The sequence below is a fragment of the Agrobacterium sp. 22-221-1 genome (assembly GCF_053522445.1).
The window spans coordinates 175,786-188,963 of the sequence record NZ_JBNWCL010000002.1; the positions used below are offsets into that span (position 1 = coordinate 175,786).

General features: G+C 61.3%; 14 protein-coding genes. 13 read left to right on the forward strand and 1 reads right to left on the reverse strand.

Features of this window, described 5'->3' with window-relative positions:
• From ACQZ5N_RS04345 to ACQZ5N_RS04385, 9 genes are all read left to right on the forward strand, one after another.
• Nucleotides 1-990: an ABC transporter permease gene (locus tag ACQZ5N_RS04345; protein ID WP_448732205.1), complete on the forward strand. Its 990-nt coding sequence runs from the start codon at nt 1-3 to the stop codon at nt 988-990.
• Entirely contained in the window at nt 987-1,817 is an 831-nt protein-coding gene (locus tag ACQZ5N_RS04350) for an ABC transporter permease (RefSeq protein ID WP_448732206.1), read from the forward strand. Before ACQZ5N_RS04345 ends, ACQZ5N_RS04350 begins: the two co-directional genes overlap by 4 nt.
• Nucleotides 1,814-2,617 carry an ABC transporter ATP-binding protein gene (locus ACQZ5N_RS04355; RefSeq protein WP_448732207.1) on the forward strand — a complete coding sequence of 268 codons (804 nt, stop codon included), beginning with the start codon at nt 1,814-1,816 and terminating at the stop codon, nt 2,615-2,617. Before ACQZ5N_RS04350 ends, ACQZ5N_RS04355 begins: the two co-directional genes overlap by 4 nt.
• The gene (locus tag ACQZ5N_RS04360) at nt 2,614-3,393 is read left to right on the forward strand and encodes an ABC transporter ATP-binding protein (protein WP_448732208.1); all 780 of its coding nucleotides are present in this window, start codon (nt 2,614-2,616) and stop codon (nt 3,391-3,393) included. The genes ACQZ5N_RS04355 and ACQZ5N_RS04360 overlap by 4 nt, the downstream gene beginning before the upstream one ends.
• A 9-nt stretch (nt 3,394-3,402) precedes the next feature.
• Nucleotides 3,403-4,521 (forward strand): pyridoxal-phosphate-dependent aminotransferase family protein, encoded by a 1,119-nt coding sequence (locus tag ACQZ5N_RS04365; protein WP_448732209.1) that lies wholly within the window; start codon nt 3,403-3,405, stop codon nt 4,519-4,521.
• 158 nt (nt 4,522-4,679) lie between these two features.
• Nucleotides 4,680-4,874, forward strand: a complete 195-nt coding sequence (locus ACQZ5N_RS04370; protein ID WP_003523745.1) for a hypothetical protein — start codon at nt 4,680-4,682, stop codon at nt 4,872-4,874.
• A gap of 66 nt (nt 4,875-4,940) precedes the next feature.
• A complete protein-coding gene (locus ACQZ5N_RS04375; protein ID WP_448732210.1) occupies nt 4,941-5,429 on the forward strand; it encodes a helix-turn-helix domain-containing protein in 489 nt (162 codons plus the stop codon).
• 14 nt (nt 5,430-5,443) lie between these two features.
• Complete coding sequence (locus tag ACQZ5N_RS04380) at nt 5,444-5,848, forward strand: VOC family protein (protein WP_003523747.1); 405 nt, start codon at nt 5,444-5,446, stop codon at nt 5,846-5,848.
• 56 nt (nt 5,849-5,904) lie between these two features.
• A complete protein-coding gene (locus ACQZ5N_RS04385) occupies nt 5,905-6,114 on the forward strand; it encodes a hypothetical protein (RefSeq protein ID WP_448732370.1) in 210 nt (69 codons plus the stop codon).
• Between the two features lie 139 nt (nt 6,115-6,253).
• Here ACQZ5N_RS04385 and ACQZ5N_RS04390 read toward each other — a convergent pair whose 3' ends face one another.
• Nucleotides 6,254-8,074, reverse strand: coding sequence for an IlvD/Edd family dehydratase (locus ACQZ5N_RS04390; protein WP_065655500.1), 1,821 nt, complete (start codon nt 8,072-8,074; stop codon nt 6,254-6,256).
• A 521-nt stretch (nt 8,075-8,595) separates the two neighbouring features.
• On the opposite strand from ACQZ5N_RS04390, the gene ytfQ reads away from it, so the two are divergent.
• The 4 genes from ytfQ (at nt 8,596) to yjfF (ending at nt 13,174) form a co-directional block, all read left to right on the forward strand.
• Nucleotides 8,596-9,555 (forward strand): galactofuranose ABC transporter, galactofuranose-binding protein YtfQ, encoded by a 960-nt coding sequence (gene ytfQ, locus ACQZ5N_RS04395; RefSeq protein WP_020809449.1) that lies wholly within the window; start codon nt 8,596-8,598, stop codon nt 9,553-9,555.
• A gap of 75 nt (nt 9,556-9,630) precedes the next feature.
• Nucleotides 9,631-11,154, forward strand: a complete 1,524-nt coding sequence (locus ACQZ5N_RS04400; protein ID WP_448732211.1) for a sugar ABC transporter ATP-binding protein — start codon at nt 9,631-9,633, stop codon at nt 11,152-11,154.
• On the forward strand, nt 11,154-12,197 hold the full coding sequence (locus tag ACQZ5N_RS04405) for an ABC transporter permease (RefSeq protein WP_448732212.1): 1,044 nt from the start codon (nt 11,154-11,156) through the stop codon (nt 12,195-12,197). Before ACQZ5N_RS04400 ends, ACQZ5N_RS04405 begins: the two co-directional genes overlap by 1 nt.
• Nucleotides 12,194-13,174: a galactofuranose ABC transporter, permease protein YjfF gene (yjfF, locus tag ACQZ5N_RS04410; protein ID WP_080854620.1), complete on the forward strand. Its 981-nt coding sequence runs from the start codon at nt 12,194-12,196 to the stop codon at nt 13,172-13,174. The genes ACQZ5N_RS04405 and yjfF overlap by 4 nt, the downstream gene beginning before the upstream one ends.
• The last annotated feature ends 4 nt before the right edge of the window (nt 13,175-13,178 follow it).

Below are 13,178 nucleotides of genomic sequence, written 5' to 3' on the forward strand. Positions count from 1 at the left end.
GTGAAGCGTGCAGTAACATTGCTGAAGCGAAGGGCAGTCAGCGCCATTCCGGTGCTGCTGATCGTTCTCATCTTCACTTTCGTACTGCTTGAAAATGCATCCGGAGACGCGGTAGACGCCTATCTCGTCTCCATCGGCGGCGGCGATGCCGGGCTGCGGGATGTGTTGCGCGAGCAATATGGCCTGAACGGTTCGGTGCTGGCCCGTTTCTGGCTCTATGCCAGCTCGGTGCTGCGGCTCGATCTCGGCTGGTCGCTTGCCTTCGACCGGCCGGTGCTGGGGCTGATCCTCGAGCGACTGCCGAACACGCTTCTCCTGATGGGCAGCGCCACCGCATTCGCCTTCATCCTCGGCACCGGGCTTGGCATCGTGGCCGGCGCGCGTCCCGGGGGGCTGACTGATCGCCTGCTTTCAACGCTTTCGCTGGCGCTTTACGCCACGCCCGGCTTCTGGCTCGGCCTCGTGCTGGCCGTCGTCTTTGCCGTTCAACTCAAATGGCTGCCCACCTCAGGCATTGAAACCATCGCCTCGGGCAAGCAGGGATTTGCAAGGGCGCTCGATATTGCCCGCCATCTCGTGCTGCCGGTCGCCAGCCTCGGCCTCATTTATCTCGCGCTGTTCCTGCGCGTCATGCGCACTGCCATGGCGGCAGTCTGGCCGCTGGACTTCGTGCTTTTTGCTCAATCCAAGGGACTTTCCAGGAGACGGATCGTGCTGCGCCATGTCGCGCGCAATGCCGCTCTTCCGCTTGTCACCGTGCTTGGCCTGCAGGCCGCAACCATGCTGGGCGGCAGCGTGGTGATCGAAAGCGTCTTCGCGATTCCCGGTTTCGGCCGGCTAGCGCAGGAGGCGGTCAGCGGCCGCGACACGCCGCTTTTGATGGGCATTATTCTGACAAGCGCCGTCTTCGTCATCCTCGTCAATCTCGCCGTCGATATTGTCTATGCCGTTCTCGATCCGCGCATCGGCAGCGGGGAGCGACAGGCATGAGTTTCGCTCTCCGGCTGCTGCGCAGTTTCGAAGGCGCCACTGGCACCATCATTCTGGTGCTGCTTGCCATGACAGCGCTTGCCGCCCCCCTCCTCTTTCCGGGAGACCCGCTGGCCATTGTCGGCGAGCCGCTGATTGCGCCCTTTACGGATGCCGCCCTGCCGCTGGGCACCGACCGGCTGGGCCGCAATGTGCTGGCCGAGCTTGCCCATGGCGCGCAGGCCTCCCTGCTCGTCGGCATGGGCGCTGCTGCCGCCGCATTGGTGATCGGCACCGTCATCGGCACCATTGCCGGTTTTGCCGGCGGTCTCGTGGACGAAGCATTGATGCGCGTCACCGACGCCTTCCAGATCGTGCCGAATTTCCTGCTCGCGCTCGCCTTCGTCAGCACCATCGGCCCCTCAATGCCCATCGTCATTCTCGCCATTGCGCTCGGCGCATGGGCGGATCCGGCGCGGCTGATGCGGGCGCAGGTGTTGAGCATCCGCGAGCGCGACTACGTGCAATCTGCCCGCGCCATCGGCATGCATCCGCTGGAAATCGCCTTCCGGCAGATTTTACCGAATGCCCTGCCGCCGGTTCTGGCGCTCGCCGCCATCATCGTCGCGGCAGCCATCCTCACCGAAGCGGCACTGTCCTTCCTCGGGCTTGGCGATCCCAATATCGTCACCTGGGGTTCGATGATCGCCGAAGGACGCAACGTCCTGCGCTCGGCCGCGTTTTTGTCCGTCATCCCCGGCATCGGCCTTCTGGTCACCGTTCTCGGCGTTTATCTTCTCGCAGAAGGCATCAACAGGGCGATGGCGACGAGGAGGCAAGCGCCATGAGCGGAAATGCGCTGTGCCGGATCGACGATCTCAGCGTTTTTTATACCGCGGGCGATGCACCGGCCTTGCAGAATGTCTCGCTGACGATCCGGCAGGGGCAGAGGCTGGCGATCATCGGCGAAAGCGGTTCGGGAAAATCCACGCTCGGCAGAGCCATTGCCGGGCTTCTTCCTGGCAATGCGCGGGTTTCCGGCGATATTTCCTGGAGCCGCGATAGCGGCCTGTTTCACGGCAGGCCACAGCCCGGACGCGATATCGGCACGATCTTTCAGGATACCGGCGCGACGCTGAACCCGGTTCTCACCATCGGAGAACAGGTGGCGGAAGGCGCCGTGCGGCATCTCGGCCTGTCATGGAGGCAAGCGCGCGATCTTGCCCGCGATCTTCTGGACCGGGTGCGGCTGCCGCATCCTTCCCATCTGCTCACCGCCTATCCGCACCAACTTTCCGGCGGCCAGAGGCAGCGCGTGGCGATTGCCGCCGCCATTGCCGCCAGTCCTTCGATCCTGATTGCCGACGAGGCCACGAGCGCGCTCGATACGGTCAGTCAGGCCGCCATCGCCACGCTGCTGGACGATCTGGTGCGGCAGGAAAACAAAACGCTGGTGTTCATCACCCATGATATCGGCCTTGCCTCCAGCCTTGCCGACGAGATCGCGATTCTACGCGCGGGGCTGCTGGTGGAACACGGCCCGACGCGGCGGGTGCTTTCCACACCCGCCCATGACTATACGCGTGTGCTGCTTGCCGATTATCTCGATCTCTCCACTCCGCCGCTCATCAGCGAGGCCGCGTCATGAACGAAGCCCTTCTGAGTGTCGACGGACTGTCGAAAACCTATCGCACCGGCGCAAGAACGGTGGCGGCGCTTTCCGACATCTCCTTTTCGCTTCAGCCCGGCGAGACCCTGGGGCTTGCCGGTCCCTCCGGCTGCGGGAAATCGACGCTGGCGCGCATTCTGATGCGGCTGATCCCGGCCGACGAAGGCACGATCCATTTCAAAGGCCGTGACTGGCTGGCGCTTGACGACGGCAAGCTTCGCGCCGCCCGCCGGCACATGCAGATGGTGTTTCAGGACACGCATGGCGCCTTCAATCCGCGCGCCAGCGTCGAGGATGCCATTGACGAACCGTTACGCATCCATCGCATGGTCAAAAGGCGCGAGCGTGCGGCGGAAATACGCCGCCTTCTCGAACGCGTGGGCCTGCCCGCCAGTTATGCCGGCCGCTCGGTCTTCGAGCTTTCCGGCGGCCAAAGGCAGCGTGTCGCGATTGCACGGGCCATTGCGCTTAAACCGTCGCTTCTCATTCTGGACGAAGCCGTATCCGCGCTCGATGTTTCCGTTCGCCGGCAAATCCTCGAACTGCTGGTGGAAATACAGCGGGAGACGGCCGTTTCCTGTATTTTCGTTTCCCATGATCTCGCGGTCATCCGGGCCGTCTGCCACCGCGTCGCCATCATGGAAGCGGGGCGGATCGTTGAAATCGGCAGGACGGGAAATATCGTCTCGGCGCCGCAATCCTCGACCGCCAGAACCCTGATCGACGCCGCACCGCGCCTGACCATCGCCACGTAAGGAAAAGACATGCCCGTTCCGGATTATGCATTGCTGCTCGACCCATCCGCTTTTCCCGCGGAGCGTTACGCCATTCTTTCTGACCGGCTGGCAGCCTTGATGGGCACGGGGAACGACGTCCTTCTCATACAGGCGGAAGCCGTGCTGGCGCTTGAGGCGGCGGCGACGAGCCTTGCCCGACCGGGTCTTAGAGCGCTCAACATTGTCACCAGCCCCTATGGCGCATGGTTCGGCGACTGGCTCGCGAGAGGCGGCGCGACGGTGCGCAACCTGACCGCCAGCCCGGCAAAGCCGGTCACGCTGGAGGAGGTGGAGCGGGCGCTGAACGAGGGTCCGGGCTTCGATCTTCTCGCCATCGTCCATGCGGAATCGGCAAGCGGCATTCTCAACCCCCTGCCCGCCATTGCCGCGCTCGCTCGGCAAAGGGGCATAGTGACCCTTGTCGATGCCGTCGCCTCCATCGGCGGCCATGCCTTCGAGGTCGACCGGCTGGGCATCGATATCGCCGTCATCGGCCCGCAAAAGGCGTTGGCCGGCCCGGCCGGGGTTTCCGCCATTTCCGTCAGCGAAAAAGCGTGGGAGCTACTTTCCCATGGTAGTGCGCCGGCAAACTCCATGCTCTCGCTTCTGGACCAGAAGAAACTCTGGCTCGATGCCGGCCGCGGCGCACTGCCCGGAACGCCCGCTCCGCTGGAATTCTACGCGCTGGAGGCCGCCCTTGACAGGATAGAGGCGGAAGGTCTGGCATCCGCCAATGAACGCCATGAAAGGGCGGCGGCGGCCACCCGGAACGGCATCAGGGCGCTCGGTATCCCGACCTGGGTGGAAGAGGCACACGCCTCCGCCCTCGTTTCCACGGCGATCCTGCCGGATACCGTGGAAGCCGGAGCGTTCCTCGCCGCTGCATCCCAAAAGCAGGGCGCAGATCTTTCCGCCGGTGTCGGCCCCGGCGCGGAACGGCTGATAAGGCTCAATCACACCGGTCGGAGGGCGCATCCGGAGGCGGTGAAAGCCAATATCGCGGCCTTCTCCAGCGCCCTGAAGAGCCTCGGCCATGCCGCAGATACCGATTCCGCACTGGAAGCGACTGAAAAAGCCTATTCTGACGCCCCTGCGAACGGCGTTTAACGCCGCTAATAAACGTTCATTGCGCCAAATCCGGCAGCGTTGGAATGTCAGTCACGACATTGTTGTTAAAAATGGTAGACAAATTCCTCGGCCAATCTTGACGAAATCGTGGCAACGCGCGAAACTTAACGCTACGTTAACTCGCGTGAAGAAGGGAAATGGCCATGGTAGCAGGGTTCAACATGCTCTCCTTTGACCTCTTTGGCATCGGCCGAAGGATGCCCGTCGTTAATGAGCGGGTGGAGACCGAGTTTCAGGACAAAACGCCGCGCAGACCCGACGACGAGTCGCACGACGACGATCGCGATCAGGAATATGAACTGTTCTTCTGGTCGCTTTACCCGGTGATCTGAGCCATTCACAGCGGCTTGTAGGCATGAACCTTGCCAAGGACCGCGGGTTCATTCAATGATTGCCGCATGCGCCGGTCCGGAAATGAAAAGAACTCTGCGAACAGAGACTTGCAACTGTTGCGCCGCCTTCTGCGGGCCAAGGATCATATGGACGCGGCGCCCCATGAGGCGTGGCCTGTTTCACGTCTTGCAAGCGTCAGCGGCGCCTCGCAGGCGCACTTCGCGAGATCGTTTCGCGATGCTTTCGGCATACCTCCTCACCGTTATCTGCTGACCCGCCGGGTGGAGCGCGCCGTGGCGCTGTTGCGTGACACGGATCTTCCGGTCATCGACATCGCGCTGCAAACCGGCTGGAACAGCATCGGCACGTTCGGCCGTGTTTTCCGCGACGTGACGGGGGAAAACCCGAGTGAATTGCGGCGCAGAATGCGGTTTTTGCCTGCCGACCTTGAGCAGGTTCCCCATTGCTTCGTCAGCGCCGCGCATCGTCCCCATCTCACAATCGCAGTTTCGGAGAAGCGCCGGCGAACGGAAAGCGATAGGCACGGTGAGTGAAAGGGAGATAGCTCATGAAAAATGGTGTTCAACTTGTCGGGCTTTATGTCCATGACCAGGACGAAGCGCTGCAATTTTATGTCGAAAAAGTCGGATTTCGTCTGCATACGGACGCACGCAACGGCGATTATCGTTGGTTGACCGTGCAGCACCCGGACCAGCCGGATTTCCAGCTGGGTCTGTTTCGGCCGCAGGCCCCGACCGTTGACGAGGCGACGGCGCAGGATCTGAATGAAGCCGTGGCCAAAGGCGCCATGCCGCCACTGGTTCTGGTGGTCGAGGATTGCCAGAAAGCCTTTGACGCCATGCACAAACGCGGCGTCGAATTCACCCAGGAACCGATCGCCCGCTACGGCTCGGTGGATGCGAGCTTCCGCGATCCTTCCGGCAATGGCTGGAAGCTCGTTCAGGCCCGCTGAAGCGCCGATGTGTCACATTCCATCATGGATGTTTTTTCTTGGGGGCGACTTTGATCTTGCAAAACTGGATAAGGCAGGGCCATCGGTGGCTGGGCATTCTGCTGACCGTCACCATTCTGGCGAACTTCGCTTCGATGGCCTTCGGCCCGACGCCACCGATGATCGTCTATGCTCCGCTGATTCCGCTGACTTTGCTTGTTTTCAGCGGGCTTTACATGTTCTTCCTGCCATATCTGGGAAAGCCGCCAGCCCCATCGGGGAAGTAGGCAGGTAAGCAATGATGCTATCGCGCTCTTCGGCCGCCCGCACGGTTTACGCGGTTGCGAAGCACGGTATTCAAAATGTTTCGGCCCCGGGTTTTACCCCGGGGCCGATTAAAAAGCGGTCGGCCGAAACTACCTGACCTTAGTGGTTGTCGCGCGGCAGGCCCTTGGTCTGGGCGATGCGCTGATACTTCACGGCCGGTTCCAGAACCGCGCCGGTTTCCATCTGGCTGACGATACCGCGCTGGATTTCCTGCCATGGCGTCTGGTGGTCGGGGAACTTGTAACCGCCCTCAGCCGACAGCGCCTCGTAACGCTTGGCCAGTTCCTCGCCGGAAATCAGGATATCCGCCTTGCCGCGGCCCACATCGATGCGGACGCGATCACCCGTCTGCAGAATGGCGAGACCGCCGCCAGCCGCCGCTTCGGGCGAAGCGTTGAGGATGGACGGGCTGCCCGAAGTGCCGGACTGGCGACCATCGCCGATGCAGGGCAGCGAATTGACGCCTTCCTTCAGGAGATAATCCGGCGCGCGCATGTTCACCACTTCCGCCGCACCCGGATAACCGATGGGGCCTGCGCCGCGCATGAAAAGGATGGTATTGGCGTCGATCTTCAGCGACGGATCGTCGATGCGGTGATGGTAGTCCTCCGGACCGTCGAACACTACGGCGCGGCCTTCGAAGGCCTCCGGGTCGTTCGGGTTGGAGAGGTAACGGTTGCGGAACTCTTCCGAAATCACGCTGGTCTTCATGATGGCGGAGGAGAACAGGTTACCGCGCAGAACGCGGAAGCCGGCGCGCTCCTTGAGCGGCTGTTCATAGGGGCGGATGACCTTCTCGTCCTCGATGATCGCGCCACGGCAGTTTTCGCCGATGGTCTTGCCGTTGACGGTCATGGCATCTTCCATGATCAGTCCCTGATTCATCAGCTGATTGACGACAGCGGGAACACCGCCGGCATGGTAATAATCCTCGCCGAGATATTCGCCGGCCGGCTGCAGGTTGACGAGCAGCGGCACGTCTTCGCCATAGGTCTGCCAGTCATCCACCGTCAACTCGACGCCGACGTGGCGTGCGAGGCCGTTCAGATGGATCGGCGCATTGGTGGAGCCGCCAATCGCCGAATTGACGCGGATGGCGTTGATGAAGGCATCCTTGGTCATGATATCGGAAGGCTTCAGATCTTCCTTGACCATTTCGACGATGCGCAGGCCGGTCAGGTAGGAGACTTCCTGACGGTCGCGGTAAGGCGCCGGAATGGCGGCGGAGCCCGGAAGCTGCATACCGAGCGCTTCGGCAAGCGAGTTCATGGTCGTCGCCGTGCCCATGGTGTTGCAATAACCGGTGGAGGGAGCCGACGAGGCGACGAGCTTGACAAAGCCCTGGTAATCGATCTCGCCCTTCGCCAGCAATTCGCGCGCCTTCCAGACGATGGTGCCGGAACCGGTGCGTTCGCCACGGAACCAGCCGTTCAGCATGGGGCCTACGGAAAGGGCGATGGCCGGAATGTTGACGGTGGCCGCCGCCATAAGACAGGCAGGCGTGGTCTTGTCGCAGCCGATGGTCAGAACGACGCCATCGAGCGGATAGCCATAAAGCACTTCCACGAGGCCGAGATAGGCAAGGTTACGGTCGAGACCGGCGGTCGGGCGCTTGCCGGTTTCCTGGATCGGATGCACCGGGAATTCGATGGCGATGCCGCCCGCTTCACGGATGCCTTCGCGCAGGCGGTTCGCCAGTTCCAGATGGTGGCGGTTGCAGGGCGAAAGGTCCGAACCGGTCTGCGCAATGCCGATGATCGGGCGGTCGGACTGAAGCTCGGCCTGGCTCAGGCCGAAGTTCATGTAACGCTCGAGATAAAGCGCGGTCATATCCGCGTTGGCGGGATTGTCGAACCACGCGCGCGAGCGAAGCTTGCCTCCCTTGCCCTGGGTTGCGGGAAGATTGTCGGATGTAGTCATGATGCGGTCTCCAGCCGGAAGTGGCCAACGGTAAAATATTACGAAATGCGACAAGCTTATGTTGTGCGCAAGGAAAATGGAATCAGCTTTCGGAGATCACGCATAACCGACAGAGCAGCCCCAGACGAGTGATTTGGAGCTGTTCTTCGGCTTTAGCCGAATATTTTTCGGCATTTACGATGATACCGGTGTCGCGCAACGTCCTCTTCCTCCCTGCCTTGCCGGAATGCGTCTGGCCCGATGGCCCGGCACTCCGCCTCAGTCTGATCTCTTTATTTGTATTACTATTAGATGCCATCATTGGCTGTCAAGCCACATCACGGGCCATTTTCGGCGCATCCAGACAGGGAAACAGTGCAATTTATTTCCGCACAAACCATTGATTCATCGTATTTTATGACAAAATTTCGCAGTAACTCGCGAAAGCCAAATTGCGAAAAGGCTAAAAAACCACTTTTCAAGAGTATTACTATATGCTCATAGTGTCGCCGTCACGCTGACATCATCTCTGGGAGGATAAGATGAGAAAAGCTCTTGCGGCATTCACTGTCGCCGTTTCCGCATGCCTTGCATCCAGTGTTTCCGCACAATCGCTTACCGTCGGCTTCTCGCAGATCGGTTCGGAATCCGGCTGGCGCGCGGCTGAAACCACCGTCACCAAGCAGCAGGCGGAGAAGCGCGGCGTCACGCTTAAATTCGCCGACGCACAGCAGAAGCAGGAAAACCAGATCAAGGCCGTTCGCGGCTTCATCGCGCAGGGCGTCGATGCGATCCTGATCGCTCCGGTCGTCGCAACCGGCTGGGACGCCGTGCTGAAGGAAGCCAAGGAAGAAAAAATCCCTGTCATCCTGCTCGACCGCCAGATCGAGGCTTCGGACGATCTTTACCTCACCGCCGTGACCTCCGATCAGGTTCATGAAGGCAAGGTTGCCGGCGACTGGCTGGTCAAGGATGTCGGTTCCAAGGACTGCAAGGTCGTTGAATTGCAGGGCACGACCGGCTCTTCGCCCGCCATCAACCGCAAGAAGGGCTTCGAAGAGGCGATTGCCTCGCACAAGAACATCAAGATCGCGCGCTCGCAGACGGGTGACTTCACCCGCACCAAGGGCAAGGAAGTGATGGAAAGCTTCATCAAGGCCGAAGGCGGCGGCAAGGATATCTGTGCGGTCTACGCTCATAATGACGACATGGCCGTCGGCGCGATCCAGGCGATCAAGGAAGCCGGCCTGAAACCCGGAACCGACATCAAGGTCGTTTCCATCGATGCCGTGCCTGATATCTTCAAGGCCATGGCGGCTGGCGAAGCCAACGCCACCGTCGAACTGACGCCTGACATGGCCGGCCCCGCCTTCGACGCGCTCGAAGCCTATCTGAAGGACAAGAAGGCCCCGCCGAAATGGATTCAGACCGAATCCAAGCTCTACACGGCGTCCGACGACCCGATGAAGGTCTACGAGGCGAAGAAGGGTCTGGGTTACTGATACCCCATTCTTCGGAAGGAGCGGCGCGTCGTTCGTGCCGCTCCATCATGGCATTTTTCATGCGGAACCTGCTCAATGTCCGAAACGGCACCACTTCTGGAAGCACGCGCCATCGGCAAATCCTTTCTGGGGATCACGGCGCTCGATGGCGTCGATTTTTCGCTTGGGCATGGTGAAATCCATGCCCTGCTCGGCGAAAACGGCGCGGGTAAATCGACGCTCATCAAAATCCTGACCGGCGTTTATCACCGCGACAGCGGCTCGATCTTTCTGGAGGGCAGCGAGATTTCGCCCGCCAATGTGGGCGAGGCGCAGGCGCTTGGCATCGGCACGGTCTATCAGGAGGTGAATCTTCTCGAAAACCTGACGGTTGCCGAAAACCTGTTTCTTGGGCGCCAGCCGCGCCGCTTCGGGCTGATCGACCGCAGCACGATGCAGAAGAATTCGCAGGCGCTGCTTGCGCAATACGGGCTTTCCATCGACGTCAACGCGCTTCTCTCCAGTTATTCCGTCGCCATCCGGCAAATCATCGCCATTGCCCGCGCCGTCGATCTTTCCGGCAAGGTGCTGGTGCTGGACGAGCCGACTGCCAGCCTTGACGCCCATGAGGTCGAGATGCTGTTCGGGGTTTTGAAAAACCTGCGCGCCCGCGGCATCGGCATCGTCATCATCACCCACTTCCTCAACCAGGTCTATGATATCGCCGACCGGGTGACGGTGCTGCGCAATGGCCGCCTCGTCGGCACCCGCGACATCGGCAGCTTGCCGAGGTCCGAACTCATTTCGATGATGCTCGGTCGCGAGCTTCAGCACATTACCCATGACCATCAGGCGACCGAAGATACGGTTGCCGAGGGTGAGCCGCCGATCCGTTTCGAAGGTTACGGCAAACGCGGCAGCATCGCGCCCTTCGATCTCGGCATCCGGCCGGGAGAAATCGTCGGCGTCGCCGGTCTCCTTGGCTCCGGCCGAACCGAAACCGCCTTCCTGCTGTTCGGCATCGACCGGCCCGATACCGGCACGGCGACAATCGACGGAAAGACGGCGGCAATTTCGTCTCCTGAAGCCGCCATCTCGGCCGGGTTCGGCTTCTGTCCGGAAGAGCGCAAGACGGACGGCATCATCGGCGACTTTTCCGTCACCGATAATATCGCGCTGGCGCTTCAGGCGCGGCAGGGCTGGGCACGGCCACTCTCGCGCCGGCAGAAGGCGGAACTGGCCGAAAGCTTCATCAAGTCGCTCGATATCCGCCCGGCCGACCCCAACCGACCGATCAAATTCCTGTCCGGCGGCAACCAGCAGAAGGCCATTCTGGCGCGCTGGCTCGCCACCCACCCCCGGCTGCTGATCCTCGACGAGCCGACACGCGGCATCGATATCGGCGCGCATGCGGAAATCCTGAAAATGATCGAAAAACTCTGCAGCGAAGGCATGTCGCTCGTCGTCATCTCCTCCGAGCTGGAAGAGCTTACCGCCGTCGCCCATCGTGTGGTCGTGCTCTCCGACCGCCGCCATGTCAGCGAGTTGAAGGGCGGCGAAGTGACCGCCGACAACATCATGCGGGCGATTGCCGATGCGGCGAAAACGGAGGCGGCGTGATGGCGGCTGTGACACGACGCTTCAAAAGGCTTGCTCCCCAGCTTGCCGCGCTATTCATCATTCTGGCAGCGATTACAATCCTTTCGCCGGGTTTCCTGCATGTCTCCTTCCAGAACGGCCGGCTCTATGGCAGTCTGGTGGATATTCTCGTGCGCGCCGCACCCGTGGCGCTTTTGACCATCGGCATGACGCTGGTCATCGCCACCAAGGGCATCGATCTTTCCATCGGCGCAGTCATCGCCATCTGCGGCGCGGTCGCGGCCACGCTCATCAGCAACGGCCATTCCATTCCTTCGGTCATCGTCATTTCGCTTGCCGTCGGCATCGCCTGCGGCCTCTGGAACGGCGTGTTGGTCGCCCTTCTCGACATACAGCCGATCATTGCCACGCTGATCCTGATGGTGGCGGGGCGCGGCATCGCCCAGCTCATTACCGAAGGTGTCATTCTCACCTTCAACAATGACAGCTTTTCCGCCATCGGCTCCGGCTCGTTCGCAGGCATTCCACTGCCCGTCATCATCTGGGTGGCGGCCGCGCTGGTGATCGGCCTGCTGGTGCGCAAGAGCGCGCTCGGTTTCCTGATCGAGGCGACCGGCATCAATCGTCGCGCCGCAGCTCTCGCCGGTGTGCGGGCGCGCTTCCTGCTGTTCTTCGTCTATGCCGTTTCCGGCCTCTGCGCAGCCATCGCCGGCATGATCGTCACCGCCGATATACGCGGCGCGGATGCCAATAATGCCGGGCTGTGGCTGGAACTGGACGCCATCCTCGCCGTGGTCATCGGCGGCACCTCGCTGAATGGCGGGCGCTTCTCCATCACCGCCTCGCTGATCGGCGCGCTCATCATCCAGACCATCAATACCGGCATTCTCGTCTCGGGCTTTCCGCCGGAATTCAACCTCATCATCAAGGCCGGCATCATCATGGTGGTGCTGACGCTGCAATCGCCGGCAATCATGACGGTGCTTGGCTTCGTGAAAGCGCCCAAGCCACACGTCAAACCGGCCGCCGCCAATGGCATGACCAAGGAAGGAACCGCGCGATGATCCACAGCCGCAACCTGCCCTTCCTCACCACACTGACGATCTTCGTCATCGCCTATCTCCTCTGCGTGCTGCAATATCCGGCGATCCTGTCGACGCGGGTGATCGGCAATCTTCTGACTGACAACGCCTTTCTCGGCATCGCGGCCGTCGGCATGACCTTCGTCATCCTGTCTGGCGGCATCGATCTGTCCATCGGTTCGGTCATCGCCTTTACCAGCGTCTTCGTGGCGGTCATGGTCGGCACCTATAACATCCACCCGCTGCTCGCCTTCGCCATCGTGCTGGTTGTCTCGACATTGTTCGGCTGCCTGATGGGGGCGATGATCCGCTTCCTCGCCATCCCGCCCTTCGTGGTGACGCTGGCGGGCATGTTTCTGGCGCGCGGCGCGGCTTACCTCATCTCCACCCAGTCCGTGCCGATCTCGCATCCCTTCATCGATGCGATACAGGGCTTCTATTACCGCTTTCCCGGCGGCGGCAGGCTGACGGCGCTGGCCATGCTGATGCTTCTCGTCTTTGCTGCCGGCATGCTGATCGCCAGCCGCACCCGCTTTGGCGCCAATGTCTATGCGCTCGGTGGCAACCCGCAATCGGCCGAGTTGATGGGCGTGCCGATCGGGGCGACGACCATCGGCATCTATGCGCTTTCCGGTTTCCTGTCGGGCCTCGCCGGCATCGTCTATACGCTCTACACCTCGTCGGGTTATTCGCTGGCGACGGTGGGGGTGGAGCTCGACGCCATCGCCGCCGTCGTCATTGGCGGCACGCTTTTGACCGGCGGCACGGGGCTGGTGGCAGGAACCTTCATCGGCCTTCTGATCCAGGGCTTGATCCAGACCTACATCGTTTTTGACGGGACTCTTTCCTCCTGGTGGACGAAAATCGTCATCGGTGTGCTGCTTTTCATCTTCATCGTGTTGCAGCGCGCAATCATCTGGTATTCAAACAGGAGACTGGCCGGACCGCATCCGGCATAATTGC

Excerpts from the sequence above, each read along its gene's own strand:
- ACQZ5N_RS04350 (WP_448732206.1), top strand. The coding sequence starts at position 987 with ATGAGTTTCGCTCTCCGGCTGCTGCGCAGTTTCGAAGGCGCCACTGGC.
- ACQZ5N_RS04355 (WP_448732207.1), top strand. The coding sequence starts at position 1,814 with ATGAGCGGAAATGCGCTGTGCCGGATCGACGATCTCAGCGTTTTTTAT.
- ACQZ5N_RS04360 (WP_448732208.1), top strand. The coding sequence starts at position 2,614 with ATGAACGAAGCCCTTCTGAGTGTCGACGGACTGTCGAAAACCTATCGC.
- ACQZ5N_RS04365 (WP_448732209.1), top strand. The coding sequence starts at position 3,403 with ATGCCCGTTCCGGATTATGCATTGCTGCTCGACCCATCCGCTTTTCCC.
- ACQZ5N_RS04370 (WP_003523745.1), top strand. The coding sequence starts at position 4,680 with ATGGCCATGGTAGCAGGGTTCAACATGCTCTCCTTTGACCTCTTTGGC.
- ACQZ5N_RS04375 (WP_448732210.1), top strand. The coding sequence starts at position 4,941 with ATGCGCCGGTCCGGAAATGAAAAGAACTCTGCGAACAGAGACTTGCAA.
- ACQZ5N_RS04380 (WP_003523747.1), top strand. The coding sequence starts at position 5,444 with ATGAAAAATGGTGTTCAACTTGTCGGGCTTTATGTCCATGACCAGGAC.
- ACQZ5N_RS04390 (WP_065655500.1), bottom strand. The coding sequence starts at position 8,074 with ATGACTACATCCGACAATCTTCCCGCAACCCAGGGCAAGGGAGGCAAG.
- ytfQ (WP_020809449.1), top strand. The coding sequence starts at position 8,596 with ATGAGAAAAGCTCTTGCGGCATTCACTGTCGCCGTTTCCGCATGCCTT.
- ACQZ5N_RS04400 (WP_448732211.1), top strand. The coding sequence starts at position 9,631 with ATGTCCGAAACGGCACCACTTCTGGAAGCACGCGCCATCGGCAAATCC.
- ACQZ5N_RS04405 (WP_448732212.1), top strand. The coding sequence starts at position 11,154 with ATGGCGGCTGTGACACGACGCTTCAAAAGGCTTGCTCCCCAGCTTGCC.
- yjfF (WP_080854620.1), top strand. The coding sequence starts at position 12,194 with ATGATCCACAGCCGCAACCTGCCCTTCCTCACCACACTGACGATCTTC.